Annotated in this window: 14 protein-coding genes; 5 read left to right on the top strand and 9 right to left on the bottom strand. The window is 43.3% G+C overall.

What is annotated here, in order from left to right:
• Window positions 1-185: 185 nt before the first annotated feature.
• From CLV51_RS02185 to CLV51_RS02210, 6 genes are all read right to left on the bottom strand, one after another.
• The gene (locus CLV51_RS02185) at window positions 186-752 is read right to left on the bottom strand and encodes a L,D-transpeptidase family protein (RefSeq protein WP_106526372.1); all 567 of its coding nucleotides are present in this window, start codon (window positions 750-752) and stop codon (window positions 186-188) included.
• Between the two features lie 105 nt (window positions 753-857).
• Entirely contained in the window at window positions 858-3,797 is a 2,940-nt protein-coding gene (locus tag CLV51_RS02190; protein ID WP_106526373.1) for a M16 family metallopeptidase, read from the bottom strand.
• 167 nt (window positions 3,798-3,964) lie between these two features.
• Complete coding sequence (locus tag CLV51_RS02195; protein WP_106526374.1) at window positions 3,965-4,318, bottom strand: hypothetical protein; 354 nt, start codon at window positions 4,316-4,318, stop codon at window positions 3,965-3,967.
• A gap of 28 nt (window positions 4,319-4,346) precedes the next feature.
• Window positions 4,347-5,294 carry an outer membrane beta-barrel protein gene (locus tag CLV51_RS02200; protein ID WP_106526375.1) on the bottom strand — a complete coding sequence of 316 codons (948 nt, stop codon included), beginning with the start codon at window positions 5,292-5,294 and terminating at the stop codon, window positions 4,347-4,349.
• A gap of 22 nt (window positions 5,295-5,316) precedes the next feature.
• Window positions 5,317-6,360, bottom strand: a complete 1,044-nt coding sequence (locus CLV51_RS02205; protein ID WP_106526376.1) for an anti-sigma factor family protein — start codon at window positions 6,358-6,360, stop codon at window positions 5,317-5,319.
• 41 nt (window positions 6,361-6,401) lie between these two features.
• Window positions 6,402-6,887 carry an RNA polymerase sigma factor gene (locus tag CLV51_RS02210; RefSeq protein WP_106526377.1) on the bottom strand — a complete coding sequence of 162 codons (486 nt, stop codon included), beginning with the start codon at window positions 6,885-6,887 and terminating at the stop codon, window positions 6,402-6,404.
• A gap of 378 nt (window positions 6,888-7,265) precedes the next feature.
• Between CLV51_RS02210 and kbl the strand changes: the two genes are divergently transcribed.
• The 4 genes from kbl to CLV51_RS02230 all read left to right on the top strand — a co-directional run bounded on the left by kbl (window position 7,266) and on the right by CLV51_RS02230 (window position 11,420).
• Window positions 7,266-8,453, top strand: coding sequence for a glycine C-acetyltransferase (kbl, locus tag CLV51_RS02215; RefSeq protein ID WP_106526378.1), 1,188 nt, complete (start codon window positions 7,266-7,268; stop codon window positions 8,451-8,453).
• A 125-nt stretch (window positions 8,454-8,578) separates the two neighbouring features.
• A complete protein-coding gene (gene blaOXA / locus CLV51_RS02220; protein ID WP_106526379.1) occupies window positions 8,579-9,388 on the top strand; it encodes a class D beta-lactamase in 810 nt (269 codons plus the stop codon).
• A gap of 208 nt (window positions 9,389-9,596) precedes the next feature.
• Complete coding sequence (locus CLV51_RS02225) at window positions 9,597-10,619, top strand: VWA domain-containing protein (RefSeq protein WP_106526380.1); 1,023 nt, start codon at window positions 9,597-9,599, stop codon at window positions 10,617-10,619.
• 15 nt (window positions 10,620-10,634) lie between these two features.
• Window positions 10,635-11,420 (top strand): tetratricopeptide repeat protein, encoded by a 786-nt coding sequence (locus tag CLV51_RS02230; protein ID WP_106526381.1) that lies wholly within the window; start codon window positions 10,635-10,637, stop codon window positions 11,418-11,420.
• A 60-nt stretch (window positions 11,421-11,480) separates the two neighbouring features.
• Here CLV51_RS02230 and CLV51_RS02235 read toward each other — a convergent pair whose 3' ends face one another.
• Window positions 11,481-12,269 carry a helix-turn-helix domain-containing protein gene (locus CLV51_RS02235; protein WP_106526382.1) on the bottom strand — a complete coding sequence of 263 codons (789 nt, stop codon included), beginning with the start codon at window positions 12,267-12,269 and terminating at the stop codon, window positions 11,481-11,483.
• A 101-nt stretch (window positions 12,270-12,370) separates the two neighbouring features.
• Here CLV51_RS02235 and def point away from each other — a divergent pair, with 101 nt between their 5' ends.
• Window positions 12,371-12,892 (top strand): peptide deformylase, encoded by a 522-nt coding sequence (gene def, locus CLV51_RS02240; protein ID WP_106526383.1) that lies wholly within the window; start codon window positions 12,371-12,373, stop codon window positions 12,890-12,892.
• A 257-nt stretch (window positions 12,893-13,149) separates the two neighbouring features.
• Here the strand turns inward: def and CLV51_RS02245 are convergent, their stop codons facing one another.
• Together CLV51_RS02245 and CLV51_RS02250 are read right to left on the bottom strand one after the other, a co-directional pair.
• Complete coding sequence (locus CLV51_RS02245) at window positions 13,150-14,298, bottom strand: efflux RND transporter periplasmic adaptor subunit (protein ID WP_158266916.1); 1,149 nt, start codon at window positions 14,296-14,298, stop codon at window positions 13,150-13,152.
• Window positions 14,299-14,325: 27 nt separating this feature from the next.
• Window positions 14,326-17,556 carry an efflux RND transporter permease subunit gene (locus CLV51_RS02250; protein WP_106526385.1) on the bottom strand — a complete coding sequence of 1,077 codons (3,231 nt, stop codon included), beginning with the start codon at window positions 17,554-17,556 and terminating at the stop codon, window positions 14,326-14,328.
• Window positions 17,557-17,603: the final 47 nt, after the last annotated feature.

Below are 17,603 nucleotides of genomic sequence, written 5' to 3' on the forward strand. Positions count from 1 at the left end.
AGCGCGCACCATACGAGTGGAGCGCGCTCTTCACAGGATCTGACCCGCCGGATATATTGGAGTCATGGTGCAACAACCTAATTAGTTCATTTACACCACTAGATGCCGTACAAGCTGCTTTTCAACGATAAATATACACCGCCTTGCTGCCATCCCCAATCACTACTTAATTATCTGCAAAAATCTTACCGGCGTATCACTACCGGTGTTCCCACTTTTATAATTTCATACAGCTCATTTATATCGGCAGTTTTCATGCTGATGCAGCCCAGCGTCCAGTTGATGCGGCTATCTACATAGTTATCCCGAATCCCGGAATTGTATTCAACCCCATGAATACCAATACCGCCACCAATGCTGGCATTGGCCGATAACTCTCCGGCTGATTGCCGTTCGTGAAATTTAAGCCAGGAATCCTCATTGGGATAATCCAGCAATAAAAAACGGCTCCAGCTTTTATCAAATCTTTTGCTCAGAATATGGAAGGTACCCTCAGGTGTTTTACGATCACCTTCCACTAATTTGTCTGTTTGGTCGCGGTTACCAAACACCACTTTGTAGATTTTCCTCAACGTGACATCTTCATACAAATACAAACGGTAATCGCTCTTATCAATCAATAGAAAAATTTTATCCGGATTAATGTTGGCAACAGTTAATCGCACGTTATACAAATCATTGTCGTTGACAAATCCACTTAGCGGCAGTAGCAACAGGGCGACTACAAGCCAGTAATGACAGCACTTCTTCATAGGTGAATTAAATATGCAGATAACGCTGGCAGACTATAGTTTATTGTAAAAAAAGAAGGCGTGGTGAATAAATCACCGCGCCTTCGTTCCTTTTATTTAGATAGATTAATATCCGAAAATCTCTTCCATAGTGAGTTTTTTCACTTCTCCATACTTCTTGAGGTCGTCCAGACTAACCTTCTTTTCAGAGGCAACAATGCAATAAGTATATGGTTTATTAGCAACGTATTCGTCATGGAATTTCTTCACATCACCGAAATTCATACCTGGAATAGCTTCATACACCTGTTTGCGGATGTCTGTATTCAGTCCCAGTTTTTTTGCAGCGAGATAACTGAAGATTATACCATCATTAGTGATACGTTCTGTTTCAATATCCTGTTTCAGGCCTTCCTTAGCGGTTTCCAACAGTTTATCGGAACGGGGAACATCGTTCAGCAGTTCGTTCATACCTACTACGGCATCATTCATTTTATCTGCCTGGCTACCTACGTAAGCTACTGTAGAATAGCGCTCTCCTTTTTTATCGGGAGATGAATAGTAAGCATATGTGGAGTAAGCCAGTGCCTTGGATTCACGGATGGTCTGGAACACAATAGAGCCCATTCCACCGCCGAAGTAGCTGTTGAATAACATAATAAGACCTGTTTTAGCAGGATCATAAGTATCTGTATTTCTCAACCAGTTTACTTCTGTTTGTACCATATCATAATCTGCAAACAACACCTGGTTTTTAGCCTGGTTATCTTTCGCAAACTTCACCGCAGCAGGCGCTTCTTTAAAAGCAGCAGGCAGTGGGTGCAGTTTTTTCACATCAGCTGCAACAGTCGCCAGTGGCTCAGGACCGTAGTAAATGATAGTATGTTTATAAGAAGGCAGTTCGTGCAGTATGCTGGTCAGTTCAGTAGCTGTAACGCCATCCAGTTCCGCCTGGCTCAACTGATTATTAAACGGATTTTTAGCCCCATACATGGCATAGTTTACTACACCTTTCATGATAGCGCCCTTATTCAGCTTACTATCCGCACGTGATTTCTGTAAGCGTCCTTTCAAAGATGCAAGGGCTTCTTCGTTAGGTTTACAGTTAGCAATTACGTGTTCAAACAAGGTTACTGCTTTGTCGAAATTCTCCTGTAATCCACTGATAACAATAGATGTGTTTTCATTGGTAGCAGACACACTAAAGTTGCAGGCAATGTTGTAGAATTCCTTGCTGATTTGCTCAGAAGTATATTTATCTGTGCTCAGGAATTGCAGGTATTGCGCTGCCAGGGCCAGTTTCTTATTATTCCAGTTACCCATATCAAAACGATAGTACAAGCGGAAAAGGCCATTGTCCTTATTCTGTACGTACATCATTTCAGTATTACCGATGGTTGTTTTCTGGATATCTTTTTCATAATCCAGCCACTGTGGCTTCACTGGTGTTGCAGGAATAGCAGATATTTTTTTCAGGAACGCAGATTGTGCTTCACGGTTTACTTCTACCGGTGTGATAACAGGTTTCTCTACTTTCTGAATGTTTTTATCTTCTCCTTTACGTTTGTAAACAATTACATAATTATCGTTGAGAAATTTATTAGCATAATCAACGATTTGTTTTTTGGTTACACTGCTCATATCATCTACGTAAGCTACATCATAAGCCCAGTTTTGGCCTTTGCTTTTAATGAAGCCATCCATCATGGAGGTAGCGCGGTTGTTATTACTTTCCAGTCCCTGGAGTTCAGCCAGTTTCGCGTTGTTAACAATGGCTTTCACCAGTGTTTCGTCAAATTCACCTTTCTTCAGAATATCCAACTGACCCAGCAGCAGGGCTTTCACTTCTTCCAGTGTTTGGCCTTGTTTAGCTTTACCGCTGAGGGAAAGAATAGAATAATCTTTCAGGCTCATGGAGTTAGCACTTGCATTGAGCACTTTCTGTTGTTTGTTGATATTCAGATCCAGTAAACCTGCTTTGCCATTTTGCAGGATGCTGGACATTACGCCCAACACTATGTTAGATTTGGTATCCAGCGCGCCTGGCATTCTGAAAGCAATATCAATGCTTTCTGCATCAGGTCCGAATACTTCTTTTACGATAGGTGCTTTGATAGGAGCTTCCGGAGCGGGTTTATATTCCTTTACCGGCGTTGTTTTCATGTAACTGAATTTCTGATCGATGGATTTGATTACATAGTCCGGATCAAAATCTCCTGCCATTACCACTGCCATGTTGTTAGGCACATAGTATTCATTATAGAACTGGCGGATAGCCTTCAGGTTTGGATTTTTAAGGTGCTCCACGGTACCAATGGTAGATTGCTGACCATAGTTATGTGTGGGGAACAGGGCAGCCAGCATTGTTTCATATACTTTGCGGCCGTCATTATCCAGACCACGGTTCTTTTCTTCGTACACTGCTTCCAGTTCAGTATGGAACAGGCGGAAAACCGGATCCCTGAAGCGTTCTGCCTGAACGGTCAGGTATTTATCGATAGCGTTGGAAGGAATATCTTCTTCGTAAATGGTTTCTTCCACCCAGGTATGTGCGTTGGTACCTTGCGCACCCATGCCCGACATCATTTTGTCGTATTCATTGGCAATTGCGTATTTGGCAGCAACACCGGAAACGCTGTCAATTTCATGGTACACCGCTTTGCGGGCAGCAGGATCAACGGTTTTGTTGTACTTGTCATACAGGTTAGATACCTGGTCTATTAAAGGCTTTTCTTTTGCCCAATCCAGGGAACCATATTGACTGGTACCTTTAAACAACAGATGCTCCAGGTAGTGTGCCAGCCCTGTATGATCTTTAGGATCATTATCGCTACCTGCGCGGGTACCGATCAATGTTTGTATACGTGGCTCTTTATTATTTACACTCAGGATAACTGTCAGGCCGTTTTTCAAGGTATACAAACGGGCCTTCATGGGGTCATTGGAGATGTACTTATAGGTATAACCTCCGGAAGTGGCCTCTTTCCATTGATACTTGCCTTGCGCCCCTGCCATTTGCAGCGAGCAGGCAAATAAGAGTAATAATACGACTCTTTTAAGACTCATACGATAGTTGGTTTTTAGAAATTGTTATATCAAATATAACCGGAAGTGGAAAATAATGAGTGGAAAAACAGGGAAATTTGTATGAACGGTATGGCCACAGGAAAAACAACCGATTGTTCAAATGAAAATCAGCAAGCCGGGGTACATTGATTATAGGTGCAGGGAAATCAGGGAGTAAGACTGTTGAGTATTGAGTACTGTCCTCTTACTACTGCCATATCAAACATAAGGGAATCCTTTGCTGCGTGCCTGGATTCTTTTTTTGACTGGCTCCTGTTTTTAGCATGAATTGCAACAACCTGTGGTAAGGTAGTACTAGTGGGAGTTCCACTAATAGTGGCTTTTACCAGCGAAATATTATCTACTGGTGCTGCTGCCACGGGAATAATGGCCATTGGTAATTGCTGCGCTTGATCTGATACATTAGTTTTCTCAAGACTAACACCTAACAATCTTTTATCGCAGGAGTGCACCCACGCAATACAACCAATACACGCCATCAGAGCAACAAAGGAACGCATAAACACAATTTAGAACTGGCTAAAATACTCAAAACCCGTTCAATCGGATGCCGATTGAAAACGGATATTGCTGTAATCCGTAATCATGTAAAGGCGTAAGGGCAAAATTTGCATACAACTTAACTGGTCCGTAACCAAGTTCGCTGGTTAACCCAAAACGCCATTTGTTAAGGTTGAAGTCATCGGTTTTCCTCACTTTGCCTCTCTCCTGACTCACCTGTTTTGTTCTGGACTTGAGCAGATAACCACCAGAGACACCGAAACTCGCCTGAAACGCACGGTTCGGGTGAGCGGGGTTAGAATTAAAATTCAGCATTACCGGTATGGATATGTATTCGGCAAAAAGCTTATTTTTTGAAAATTCTACGGAATCCCTAATTATCTGTGTTGGATATCCCGGTAAATATGTGATGCTCCGGGCATACCTGTAATTATTCATCTCCAGTCCTAAAGCATATAACAAGTTAAGTTTGTGTTTTGTTATATTAAGTCGCTGCTCAAATAACCAGATGTTTATATTGATCGATTTTCCAGTGATAAGTTTAAATTCAGATGGAGTTAAAGGTTCACTTGCGTCTCTTGGAGCAAAATTAGCAAGGCCTGCAGCCGAATAATCGTAGGATTTACTAACAGCGGAAGCGATAACTCCGTTGTAATATTGTGTGGTATTGGGGTAATAGTTTACAAAGCTCGCGCCGCCATAGTCGCTGCGATCAATATAATTATTGAAGCCAAGGTCAAAAACAAACCACCTGGTCTGCAAATTCTTTTTCAGTTTATTACGGGCATAAGCGGTATCGCTATAAAATTTATAGCTATTGCGGCCTTTTTCATTTTTGCCTTTGAGTATGATCAATCCTTTGATCTGAATGGTATCCGGCGTTGCCGGCGCAGTTTTAGGAGTATCTGCTTTTTGTGCATGAGCCCACCCTCCACATAATACCAGTAACAAGACGAGTAAAACTTTATGCTTCATATGCTACTATTACCATGATTTATTATTTATTCCTTTTCCGGGAGAAAAACTTAGCCACATTAGTTACTTTATCAAGTATTTTGCTATCGCTGCCACTCACTGACATAATCAGTTCTCCCTTTACGGCTCCCTGTGCAGGTGCAGCAATTATATTGTTAGCTGTGACATTGTTATTATTATTGGTGGCAGGCATATTTGCTGCCAGTACAGTTTCTTTATTAACAGGGGCGCTGATACCAGTAACAATCTGCGTAGTACTGGCCTGTTGCAGATGCTTTTCTACCACTTCATCCATCGTATTACGCGGGGATGGCAGCTGAGACATCACTGGTCCGTCCACCCTGGGAGCTGAAACGTCTGCTATCTCCTGTTTTTTTACCGGTGCAGCTACTGCTGCTTTTTTCACGGGTACAGTGGTTGTTTTATTGTTTTTTGCTACCACTGGTTGTACTACTTCCGGAACAACAGGTGTTACAACAGTAGTAACAGGTGTAGGCGAAGGTATAGCCACTGTCTTTTTCACTGCGCTGGCGATCACTGGTGGCTGGTGTGACAGATTCCCTGATGGCAGCATCCAGATAACTAAACCTGCTATCACAGCGGCTGCCGCAGCTCCCCACCACATGCGCCGATAAACAAACGCCGGTTTGTTTTCACTGCTTCTATATAAAACAGCTTTATGTGCAAATACTATTTCGGTATCCGGTTGTAATTTTACGACCTGCAGCAAGTCCAATTCCCTTTGTGCTGCCGGATGCTGACGCAGATATTCCTGCAAGGTTTGCTCTTCTGCTGCTGTAAGCTCTCCATCAATATGCCCCAACAGGAGCGCCTCGTAATCCACATCTCCGGCAAATCCGGTCCGGTATAAGGCCGCTTTGTTATCAAATACGATCTGCTCATCCGGCACTATGCGGACACCCTCCAGCAAATCAAGCTCCTGCCTGATTTGAGGATGCTGTTGCAGGAAAAGCTCCAATGCAGTCAGTTCCGCCTCATTCAGCTCTCCATCAATGTAGCTGAGGAGGTAAGACTCGTAATTTGATATGTTGATCTCTATTGACAAAAATTCTACTTATTATTAATTAATTAGCAATTATAGAAATATCATATAACATTTTCCATCTTCACCAGGTAATTTTTCAGATGAATCCTGGCGCGATGCAGGTAAACCTTTACCTGTGAAGGGTTCAGATCCATCATCTCCCCTATCTCTTCATACGTATATCCTTCATAATCCTTTAGCAGTACCAGTGAACGTTGTACTTCGCTCAACTTTGACAATGCTTTTTCAATTACCTCTTTCGCGTTATGAACCTTGTGTTCTGATATCTTCTCTTCATCTTTAAACTGATCTACCAGTGTTATCCGCTTTATCTTACGTACATGATCGATCATATTGTGGTAGCCAACTGTGAACAGGTATGACTTAGCCTTTTCAAAAGGCACATCCTGGCAGTGCTTCCACAATATCTCGAATGAATTCTGTACTACGTCCCTGGCGTCTTCCGCGTGCTCTAGATTTTTGACGATAAAGCGGAATAGATTGTCCGAATACAGATCCACACATTTATTGTACTCCTTTTCCGTCATTCCGGTGGTGCGGGATTTTAGTGCTAAGTTCCGACAAATACTTTAATACCTATCATTGACAAAATCCATCTTTGTTACCCACACCTACGCTAAATCAGCATCCACCTCCTCATTTTGTAGTAACAGTTTCTTTCAAACTGATGATCAATCCTTTAGCCGATAAACACGTTTCATATCTCAACATTAAAGGACAGTTCTTCAGTTTTTCACTACATGGCATTTACAATCATGATAGTACTATGACGGAGGGCAACTACTAAATGTTACACCTGGGTCAAACTTTTTACCTATAGAACCGTTACTGATTTACGCGAGGGATAATCGTAATACATTTATTGCCCATAACTTTGGTAGATCCTTTAAAATATTGCAATTTATATGAATAAGACGTTTACAACCCGTTTACGGGAAGAACTGGATGAAATCAATAAAGCCGGGCTGTATAAGAGAGAGCGCATTATTACATCTGAGCAGGGAGCTGAAATACAGGTTGGTGGCAAGACTGTACTTAATTTTTGTGCCAATAACTACCTGGGACTATCTTCCCATCCAGCTGTGGTAAAAGCTGCGAAAGAAGCGATTGACACACATGGTTATGGAATGAGTAGTGTTCGCTTCATTTGCGGTACACAGGATATTCACAGGGAACTGGAAGAAAAAATCTCCAAATTTCTGGGCACCGAGGATACTATTTTATATGTGGCAGCCTTTGATGCCAATGGTGGGGTATTTGAGCCGCTTTTCAACGAGCAGGATGCTATCATTTCTGACGCCTTGAATCATGCGTCTATCATTGATGGGGTGCGTTTGTGCAAGGCGCAGCGTTTCCGCTATGAGCATAATAACATGGCTGATCTGGAAGCAAAACTCCAGGAAGCAAAAGACTGCCGCAGCCGCATTATCGTTACTGATGGCTCTTTCAGCATGGATGGCACCATTGCCCAACTGGACAAGATCTGTGATCTGGCAGATAAATATAATGCGATTGTAATGACTGATGAGAGCCATTCTTCCGGCTTCCTCGGCAAAACCGGTCGCGGTACCCACGAATACTGTGGTGTAATGGGTCGTGTGGATATCATCACCGGCACATTGGGCAAAGCCCTGGGCGGTGCTTCCGGCGGTTTCACCAGCGGACCTAAAGAAGTAATAGACATCCTGCGCCAGCGCAGCCGTCCTTACCTGTTCTCCAACTCCGTGGCGCCCAGCATTGTAGGTGCTTCTATAGCCGTACTGGATATGCTCAGCGAAACCACCGCGCTGCGCGATAAGCTGGAATACAACACCAGATACTTCCGTACCAAAATGACCGAAGTGGGCTTTGATATTAAACCCGGCGATCATCCTATTGTTCCGGTAATGCTCTATGACGCAGTACTGAGTCAGCAGTTTGCTGATAAGCTGCTGCAGGAAGGTATTTATGTAATTGGCTTCTTCTTCCCGGTAGTGGCGAAGGGACAAGCGCGCATCCGCGTACAGCTGAGCGCCGGCCATGAGCAGGAACACCTGGACAAAGCCATTGCAGCCTTTACCAAAGTGGGTAAGGAGTTGGGTGTAATCAAATAATATTTCACGCAAAGGAGCATAAGGAGCAAAGGCGCAAAGATTATTTAAATGATCTTTGCGCCTTTGCTCCTTATGCTCCTTTGCGTGAAATATCGCTTACTTTTGCAACTTATAATTTAATCATTATGCTGATGAAACGACTTGGCTGGATGTTTTTAGCGATAGGCCTTTCTCTGGCCGCCTGTGCACCCAATAACGTAAAGGAAGAAAAAAGCTGGGAAAAATATTTTTCCAAATACAAGGTGGAAGGCACCTTCATGTTGTTTAATAACAGTCAGGGAGAGTTTAAAGTATATAACCTGGAAAGAGCCAAACAGCGTTTCCTTCCAGCATCTACATTTAAAATACTTAATGCCCTGGTAGGTTTACACACCGGTGCGATCAAAGATACCGGCATGGTAATTCCCTGGGATGGCGTTACCCGGCAGTCTCCCTCCTGGAATCAGGACCTGAGCATGGCACAGGCATTTAAACTATCCGCGGTGCCTTATTTCCAGGAAGTGGCCCGTCGCATAGGCAAGCCCACCATGCAGTTGTGGCTGGATTCCATAAAATATGGCAATATGAAAATAAGCCGTATAGATACCTTCTGGCTGGACAACTCCCTGCTGATCTCTCCTGATGAGGAACTGGGCTTTGTGAAAAAGCTATATTTCGATCAGTTACCATTTGCAAAAACTACGATGAAAAGTGTGCGTGATGTGATGCTTATGGAAAAAACACCTAAATATGAACTATCCTATAAAACAGGATGGGGCAATAACGGTGCAAAGAAAATAGGCTGGATTGTAGGCTGGATCGAGGAAAACAGGCATCCTTCCTTTTTTGTACTGAACATAGAAACAGAAGATCCGAACTTTGATATCGCCAAAAACCGCATGGATATACTGAGAAGTATTCTTACCGACGCCGGTTATTTTAAAGGTGAGATGTAGATCTTTTTTATGCAGATATTTAGTTTCAGATAAAGATCTCCTCCTGAAACTAAATATCTGCATAACTGCATCCGAAAACCCCAAAATGATATTGGATCGTTAAAAAAACGATAAAACCCCATCTCCCCGGCTTGCAATACGTGACAAAAAAATTATTTTTGATATCTTACCTGGTTTACTACCGGTAACGAATATCTTAAAGTCGAATATGTTACGATTTCAGCATAGTGAATATTTATGGGCATTAGCCCTCCTCCTGCTACTACAGGTGGCCTTTCTCGGCGTATCCTGGTGGAAACGCCGTTCAATTCGCCGTATCGGTGATCCGGTGCTGGTAGAAAAGCTTTTTACCGGCTACTCCCGTAAACTCTTTGTATTAAAGTTCCTGCTGATTTTCCTGGCGTTCTTTTTTGGTGTAATCGGACTGGCCAACCTGCAAAAAGGCAGCCGCATGGAAAAGATCACCCGCAAGGGCGTGGATGTGGTGATTGCCCTGGACGTTAGTAAAAGTATGCTCGCCACTGATGTACAACCCGACAGGCTAACCCGCGCCAAACAATTGATCAGCAAGCTAATGGACAAGCTGGACAATGACCGTGTAGGATTGGTGGTATTTGCCGGCAACGCTTATTTACAAATGCCGCTCACAGTAGATTATTCTGCGGCAAAAATGTATCTCAGCACTGTATCCCCGGATATGATACCTTCACAAGGCACTGCGATAGGGCAGGCTATACAGGTATCTGATGACGCTTTTAATAAAAAAGAACGCAAACATAAAGCGATGATCCTTATCTCCGATGGAGAGGATCATGATGAAACAGCCATTCAGCGTACCAAAGCAGCTTTTGAAAATGGTGCGGTTACCAATACCATCGGCATAGGCTCTGTAGCTGGTTCTCCCCTGCCTGATCCCGAAACAGGTACTTATAAAAAGGACAGGCAAGGTAATACAGTGATTTCCAAACTGAATGAGGAAGAACTCAAAGGCATTGCTGCTGCGGGCAGAGGCATTTATCAACACCTCGATAACAATACAGATGATGTGGTGAATACGCTGGCGGCTAAAATAGACAGCATGGAACAGAAAGAGTTCGGAGAAAATGTATTCACAGATTACAACAGTTATTTTCAATATTTCCTGGGCGTGAGCCTGGCACTGCTGCTCATTGAATTTTTTATCCCGGAGGTACGTCGCAAACGCCCTACCCCGGCTACTCAGGCAGCTTAATTTATATACCGGATCATGAAAATTACGTTCCTAAAATATTGTTTTATTACTACGGTAGCACTCTTCACAGGCATTATAGCCTTTGCGCAGAATGGGACCAACAAGTATATCCGCAAGGGTAACGACCTGTATAAAAAACAGCAGTTTACGGATGCGGAAGCCAACTATAAAAAGGCATTGGAGCAAAATGCGCAATCAGCCATTGGTAGCTACAACCTGGGAAACTCCCTTTACCAGCAAAAGCGCTATGATGATGCCCGTTCACAATACGCCAACAGCCTGAAACTAGGCGGTAAACCTGATATAAAGTCCGACGCAGACTATAACATCGGGAATACTTTTATGGAAGGCAAAAAGTGGGAAGAAAGTATCAAATCCTACAAGCAGGCGCTAAAAATAAATCCTGCAGATGAAGACGCACGCTATAACCTGGCTTATGCACAGGCAATGCTGAAGAAGCAACAACAAGGCGGTGGCGGCGACAATAAAAAAGATAAGAAGGATAAAAACAAAGACAAGAATAAGAACGATAAGAACAAAGATAAAGACAAACAGGACAAGGATAAGCAGGATAAGGACAAACAAGACAAGGATAAAAACAAAGATCAAAACAAAGACAAACAGAATAAAGACCAGAACAAAGACAAAGAGGACCAGCAGAAGCCGGAACCACAGCCCAGCAAGCTAAACAAACAGGAAGCAGAACGTTTACTGCAGGCCTTGTCGCAGGAAGAAAAGAAACTGCAGGATAAAGCCAAAAAAGTAAAAGGTCAGCCTATGCAAGCCGAAAAAGATTGGTAGTCTTTTATTCATCTTTATATACATCAACATCCAAAAGGAGGCAACTTACTTTTGGATGTTTTATTTACAGGAAGATGGTAAAGTGCCTGTAAATTTTTTATATGCCTTGATGAAATGATTCTGATCATAATAACCATTATCCAGCGCAATGCCCGTGAGGGGCTGTGCAGTAAGCTGTACATCAAAATAAGCATGCAGAAACCGGATATTATTGATGTATGTTTTAGGTGTAACACCAACGGCTCTACGAAAATTCCGCTCCAACCATTTATAATTCACCTTCAGCGTGGTGCATAATTGCGCAACTGTTAACCGGCCTTTACATTCCCTGATACTTGCTGTGGCAGCCTGTAACAAAAAATTACCGGTTGTATTATGTAAGAGCTGCTGCTCCAAAAAAGTATTCAATATTTTTGCCTGTTGTAGCTGAGATGATTTTCGTATATCTGTTAACGGTAGCAAAGACGATTCCCACAATTTAGCAATGGGCAATAAAACATCCGGTAGTTGCGGCTTTATATGAGATAATCCATCAGCAGTAAATTTCACTATCAGCAACCGCATACCCGCTGTTAGTTTTTCTATGTAAGTATTCTCCAGCGTTCCATTACAAAAAAATGCATCCCTGATCTCCATGTCACAATTGCCTGTAAATTTAATGGTTGCTGTATCCAGGAGAATCACCAGGGCTGGTTGTCCATCTAAAGCTGCCCATGTTTTTTTGTTGTGAAGATGGGTATACCAATAGTAGCATTCTACCACCGGCAATAGCGCTACCGACGGCAACATAGCCATCACAGCCGGTGAAGGCTGGTTACGAAAAATATGTGCAAGAATATCTACCGGCATATCTGTTCAAAATTACAGATAAAAAATCTGTACATTTTACAAGTGTCTAAAATCTACTATTGCAGGGAAGAGTATAAGTTTTTCTTTGTAAAAAGCTTCACATGATATTACCCATTATCCCGTATGGCGCGGCTGTATTGCGTCTTGTGTGTCAGAATATAACACCCGATACACCTGGATTAAGCCAGTTGATCACTAACATGTGGGCTACGCTGGAACGTGCCAAAGGCGCGGGTTTGGCAGCACCACAGGTTAACAGGCCTTACCGGTTGTTCCTGGTAACTGCCATTGATTTTAAGGCTGTATTTATTAATGCACGTATCCTGGAATATAGTGAGGAAACAAATATAGATACCGAAGGCTGCCTGAGTATACCCGGTATCTGGGAAGAAGTGGAACGTTCGCAAAGTATTCTCCTGGAGTACCAGGATGAACACTTTGTTACACATACCTGTACATTCAGTGGTGATATTGCCCGGGCGATACAACATGAATACGATCATACCAACGGAAAGCTATACCTGGACTACCTTCCGGCATTACGCAGATCATTATTGAAGAATAAATTGCAGGACATTGCAAAGGGGAAAATAAAAGCCGCTTATCCGATGAAGGTGTTGTAAATAAAAAACCGGAATAAGACTATTCCGGCCGTTTTACCTAAACCTACAACTGTTACGCGGTGTAACAATTCTCTTTAAAATATCTTTAAAGCAACAGCGCTCCCACAGAGGGAAGCGCTGTAATGCTAACTGAATTGAGGAGGGTGTTTGCTATTGCTACAGGTCTGTCTTTGCATTACACTTCATAGCCGATTAATTGTTTTATTCATCACTCTAATCCATTAATCCACAAACACCTCCTCCACCTTAAACACACATTATTTTGCGACCGCCTGTAATAGCGTTCCTTCTTTTATTTCATCACTGCCATTTTGCACCAGCTGATCATTATCTGATAAGTTGCCGAATATTTCCACCAATCCGTTAGATTCGTTACCACGCCGTACAGGCACCCATACCGCTTTATTATTCACGGATTTGATCACAAATACTTTTTCAGAATTGCTGACGATAGCTGACTTAGGCACCACATACATCTCTTTTTTACCAGGCAGTGGCATCTGTACTTCTGCATACATACCAGGCAGCAGTCTTCTCTCTTTGTTGGTGATATCCATTTCCAGTATTTCGGAGCGCAGCTTCACATCCAGACTACCGGCAATACGATTTACATGTGCCGTGAAAGTATCCCCGGGTAAGGATTTCACAGTAAACCGTACATCACCTGCATGGTGCGCATCATCAGTATAAATCTCAGGCACGGCTACGGACAAACGTAGTTTTTGTTGTTCTTCCAGGCGGAACAGTGGCTTATCAGAGCCTTTACCAGCCGGTCCTACATAGGTACCCGGATGCACATTACGCTGACTGATTACACCGCTGAAAGGTGCGCGGATAGTGAGGTAAGTGAGCATCTGTTGCACCTCGTGGTAAGATGATCTGGATGATAATAATTCGGCACTATCAGCACTCATTTTTTCAAACGCCATATCCAGGTCGTTGGGAGATATGGTTCCGGGCACTTTACTTGTTTTCAGCAAACGTTCGTAAGTGGCGCGGCTGGCGCGAAACATGGCTTCTTTGGTATGCAAACGCGATTGTGCTTCCAGCAATTGTGTATTCATTTCCGGGGCTTCCAGTGTGGCTAATACCTGGCCTGCAGCCACCTGGCTGCCCAAATCCACACTCACATTTTTCACATAACTGTTCACCTTAGCATACAGATCTGCAAACTGGAAGGGCTTTATTTCTCCCGGCAATTTGAGAGAGGCATCCAGCTGACCTTTTTGCAGGTGAATAATTTTCACCTGTACTCCCTGGCTTTCGGTATGGGTTTCATCTTCTGCCTGTGTGTTGTGGCAGGAGGAAAAAAACAAACCTATTGGTAATAATGCAGCAGCCGTCATGACCCGGTACGACAGGCTGTATTTTTTTACATTCATGATATTGGTATGTCGTTTAGTCATTATAGTTATACTTGTAAAAACCATTTATTAAACACGCTTTGCGCCAGGAACATAATGCTCACTGTTTGTATCTTCAGGATCCAGTGATACGGATTTAACAGTAGTTTTCTGTTGTACCCAGGAAAATATCAATGGCAGAATAAACAAGGATGCAAAAGTACTGGCGATCAATCCCCCAATTACAGCACGCCCCAGCGGAGCAGTCTGATCACCGGCCTCTCCCAGTCCGGAAGCCATTGGTATCATACCTGCCACCATCGCAATACTTGTCATCAGGATAGGACGCAGGCGAATAGAAGTCCCTTCCAGTGCAGATCTGCGGGCGTCATGATTTTCCAGTCGTAATTTCTCTGCATTCGTTACCAGCAAGATCGCATTGGCTACCGATACCCCTACAGACATAATTATACCCATGTACGATTGCAGGTTGAGTGTGGAACCCGTTAACAACAACATGATTAAGGAACCCGCTAATACTGCTGGAATGGTAGACACTACTACCAATGCTACTTTGAACGACTGGAAGTTGGCTGCCAGTAACAACAGTATTACAATGATGGCCACCAGCAATCCGGATTGCAGGCTTCCCAGTGTTTCGTCGAGCAGGTTCATCAAACCACGCTTTTCCACAGTGATACCGCGGGGTGGTTCACCCGCATGCTTGATGGCCGCAGCTACTGCAGTAGAAGCACTTCCCAGATCTTTCTTATAAATATTGGCACCAATAGAAACAATTCTCACCGGGCCAATACGATCATATTCTCCTACTACTGTATCAGACTGTAAGGTGGCTACATCTCCCAAAGAAGGACGTGTTTTATCTTTGCTGATAGGAATTGCAGCTATATCATTTATGCTGGTCATTTCATTTTCCGGCACAGATATCTGCACAAAATATGAAGTCGCATTTTTTTCATCCAGCCAGTTATTTTTTTCTGTAAAACGACTGGAAGAAGTAGAAGCTGTTAATGATTTAGCGATATCAGTTACACTCACGCCCAGCTGGCCGGCCCGCTCCCTGTCGATGTTTATACGGATAGCCGGGTAATCCATTGCCTGATTAATTTGCACATCACGCAGGTAAGGGATCTTTTTCATTTCTTCCAATACCTTCTTTGCAAAGGGCACGCTTTCTTTTAAATTTTTACCCATCACCGCAATTTCAATCGGGGTGGTAGCACCCTGACTCATTACTTTATCGGTGAGATCAATTGGCTCAAAACTCATTTTCACTTCCGGCATTTGTTCATGGATACGCTTGCGCAATTTCTCCTTAAACTCGTCCATGTTTACTTTATAATCTTCTTTCAGATTTACCTGTAATACCGCCTCATTGGGCGTAGCCATGAACAGGTAAATGGGGTTGGTAGAATAAGAAGACGGATGTGTACCGACGAAGGAGGAGGTAATGTCGATGTTTTTAGCACCGACAATCTCCTTCAAAATGTCCGTCGATTTTATAAGCATGGTTTCCGTCCGTTCCAGGCGGGTTCCGGTTGGCTCTTTAAGGCGCAACTGGAATTGTCCGTTATTCAGTTTAGGTAAAATATCGCGGCCGATGATGCTCACACAAAGTATTACCAGTCCGATGATGCCTATGAAATAAGCGCCTATCGCTAATTTGCGCCTTTTCAACAACGCTTCCAGCCATCCTATAAAGCGCAGCTTAAAGCGGTCGAAGCCGGAAATAGTTTTACGATGTTGTCTTTCAGCTGCAATTTCTGTTTCTATATAACCTGCAGTTTTATGCGGATCATCGCTATGTACATGATGTTGAAATTTCTCTGCTTTCAACATCCAGTTTGCTAAAATAGGTACCAGTGTTTGTGACAACAGGTAAGAGGCAATCATCGAAAATCCGATGGCCAGTGATAATGGCATGAACATCGAGCGGGGCACACCTTTCATGGTAAACGAGGGTGCAAACACAGCAAGGATACAAAACAGGATCAGCAGTTTCGGAAAGGCAATTTCCTGACAGGCATGCCAGATGGCCTGAGCTTTGGGCTTGCCCATCTCCAGGTGCTGGTGTATGTTTTCAATTGTTACTGTAGACTCATCTACCAGGATACCGATGGCCAGCGCCAAACCACTCAGCGTCATGATGTTGATGGTTTGTCCTACCATCTTCAAACACATCACGCCAATGATGATAGACACAGGAATAGTAATAATAACGATGTAAGCACTACGACGATCTCCCAGGAACAGCAACACCATTAAAGCGGTGAGTACCGCGCCTATCACACCTTCACTGATCAAACTTTTCACAGCATTGATCACGTATACGCTCTGGTCAAATACAAAAGATATTTTTACATCTTCCGGTAATAACTTCTGGATATTTGGTAAAGCTTCTTTCAGGTTATTTACAACTGTCCAGGTAGAGGCATCTGCTGTTTTGATGATAGGCAGATACACAGAGCGTTTCCCGTTGATCACCGCATAGCTGCTGGTAATATCCGCCGCATCTTCCACCTTGGCCACATCGCGTACAAATACAGTTGGGCCATCTCCCATTACCAGCGGAATATTTTCAAACTCCTTCACCGTACGTATCACAGTATTAGTAGGGGTGAGATAAGTAATATCACCAATACGAACGTTACCTGCAGGTGATATCTGGTTATTATCTTTCACGGCCGCTACTACCTGATCGGCGGTAAGATGATGACTACGCATCAGTTCCGGATCTACGTGAATAACGATAGTACGTGAGTTACCACCAAAAGGAGCTGGTGAGGTAAGACCTGCAATACGGCTGAAAGACGGACGCACCACCGTCATTGCCAGATCCTGCAATTCATTGTTGGTGCGGGTAGGACTGCTCAGCGCCAACTGCCCGATAGGCAATGTAGACGCATCAAAGCGAATGATAAAAGGCGGTTGCGTGCCAGACGGCATCGAAGCAAATGCACGATTGGCCATGGCTGTCACTTCCGCCGCGGCTTGCGCCATATTAGTTCCCTCGTAAAAGGAGATCTTAATCATGGTGAGACCCTGGATATTCTTAGCCTCAATATCTTTTACACCTGTAACGTAAAGGAAAAGGTTCTGATAGTTGGTAGCAATGAAACCTTCCATCTGCTGTGGAGACATGCCACCATAAGGTTGCGACACATAGATAGCCGGCAGGTTAAGGTCCGGGAAGATATCAATTTTTATATCCCGCGTAGATTGTATACCAAAAAACAACAGCCCCATCACGATTACAATGATGGCTATTGGTTTTTGTAATGCGGTTTTAATCAGATTCATATAGTTGTGTTCAGAAAATGAAAGCAATTTTAGCTTTTAGCAGTTAG

Origin of the sequence: Chitinophaga niastensis (genome assembly GCF_003014755.1) — a bacterium.
Lineage (GTDB): Bacteria > Bacteroidota > Bacteroidia > Chitinophagales > Chitinophagaceae > Chitinophaga > Chitinophaga niastensis.

Bases quoted from the DNA above. Each gene is read 5' to 3' on its own strand.
- CLV51_RS02245 (WP_158266916.1), bottom strand. From the start codon at position 14,298: ATGACTAAACGACATACCAATATCATGAATGTAAAAAAATACAGCCTG.
- CLV51_RS02235 (WP_106526382.1), bottom strand. From the start codon at position 12,269: ATGCCGGTAGATATTCTTGCACATATTTTTCGTAACCAGCCTTCACCG.
- kbl (WP_106526378.1), top strand. From the start codon at position 7,266: ATGAATAAGACGTTTACAACCCGTTTACGGGAAGAACTGGATGAAATC.
- CLV51_RS02225 (WP_106526380.1), top strand. From the start codon at position 9,597: ATGTTACGATTTCAGCATAGTGAATATTTATGGGCATTAGCCCTCCTC.
- CLV51_RS02250 (WP_106526385.1), bottom strand. From the start codon at position 17,556: ATGAATCTGATTAAAACCGCATTACAAAAACCAATAGCCATCATTGTA.
- CLV51_RS02195 (WP_106526374.1), bottom strand. From the start codon at position 4,318: ATGCGTTCCTTTGTTGCTCTGATGGCGTGTATTGGTTGTATTGCGTGG.
- CLV51_RS02185 (WP_106526372.1), bottom strand. From the start codon at position 752: ATGAAGAAGTGCTGTCATTACTGGCTTGTAGTCGCCCTGTTGCTACTG.
- CLV51_RS02210 (WP_106526377.1), bottom strand. From the start codon at position 6,887: ATGACGGAAAAGGAGTACAATAAATGTGTGGATCTGTATTCGGACAAT.
- CLV51_RS02230 (WP_106526381.1), top strand. From the start codon at position 10,635: ATGAAAATTACGTTCCTAAAATATTGTTTTATTACTACGGTAGCACTC.
- CLV51_RS02190 (WP_106526373.1), bottom strand. From the start codon at position 3,797: ATGAGTCTTAAAAGAGTCGTATTATTACTCTTATTTGCCTGCTCGCTG.
- CLV51_RS02200 (WP_106526375.1), bottom strand. From the start codon at position 5,294: ATGAAGCATAAAGTTTTACTCGTCTTGTTACTGGTATTATGTGGAGGG.
- def (WP_106526383.1), top strand. From the start codon at position 12,371: ATGATATTACCCATTATCCCGTATGGCGCGGCTGTATTGCGTCTTGTG.
- blaOXA (WP_106526379.1), top strand. From the start codon at position 8,579: ATGCTGATGAAACGACTTGGCTGGATGTTTTTAGCGATAGGCCTTTCT.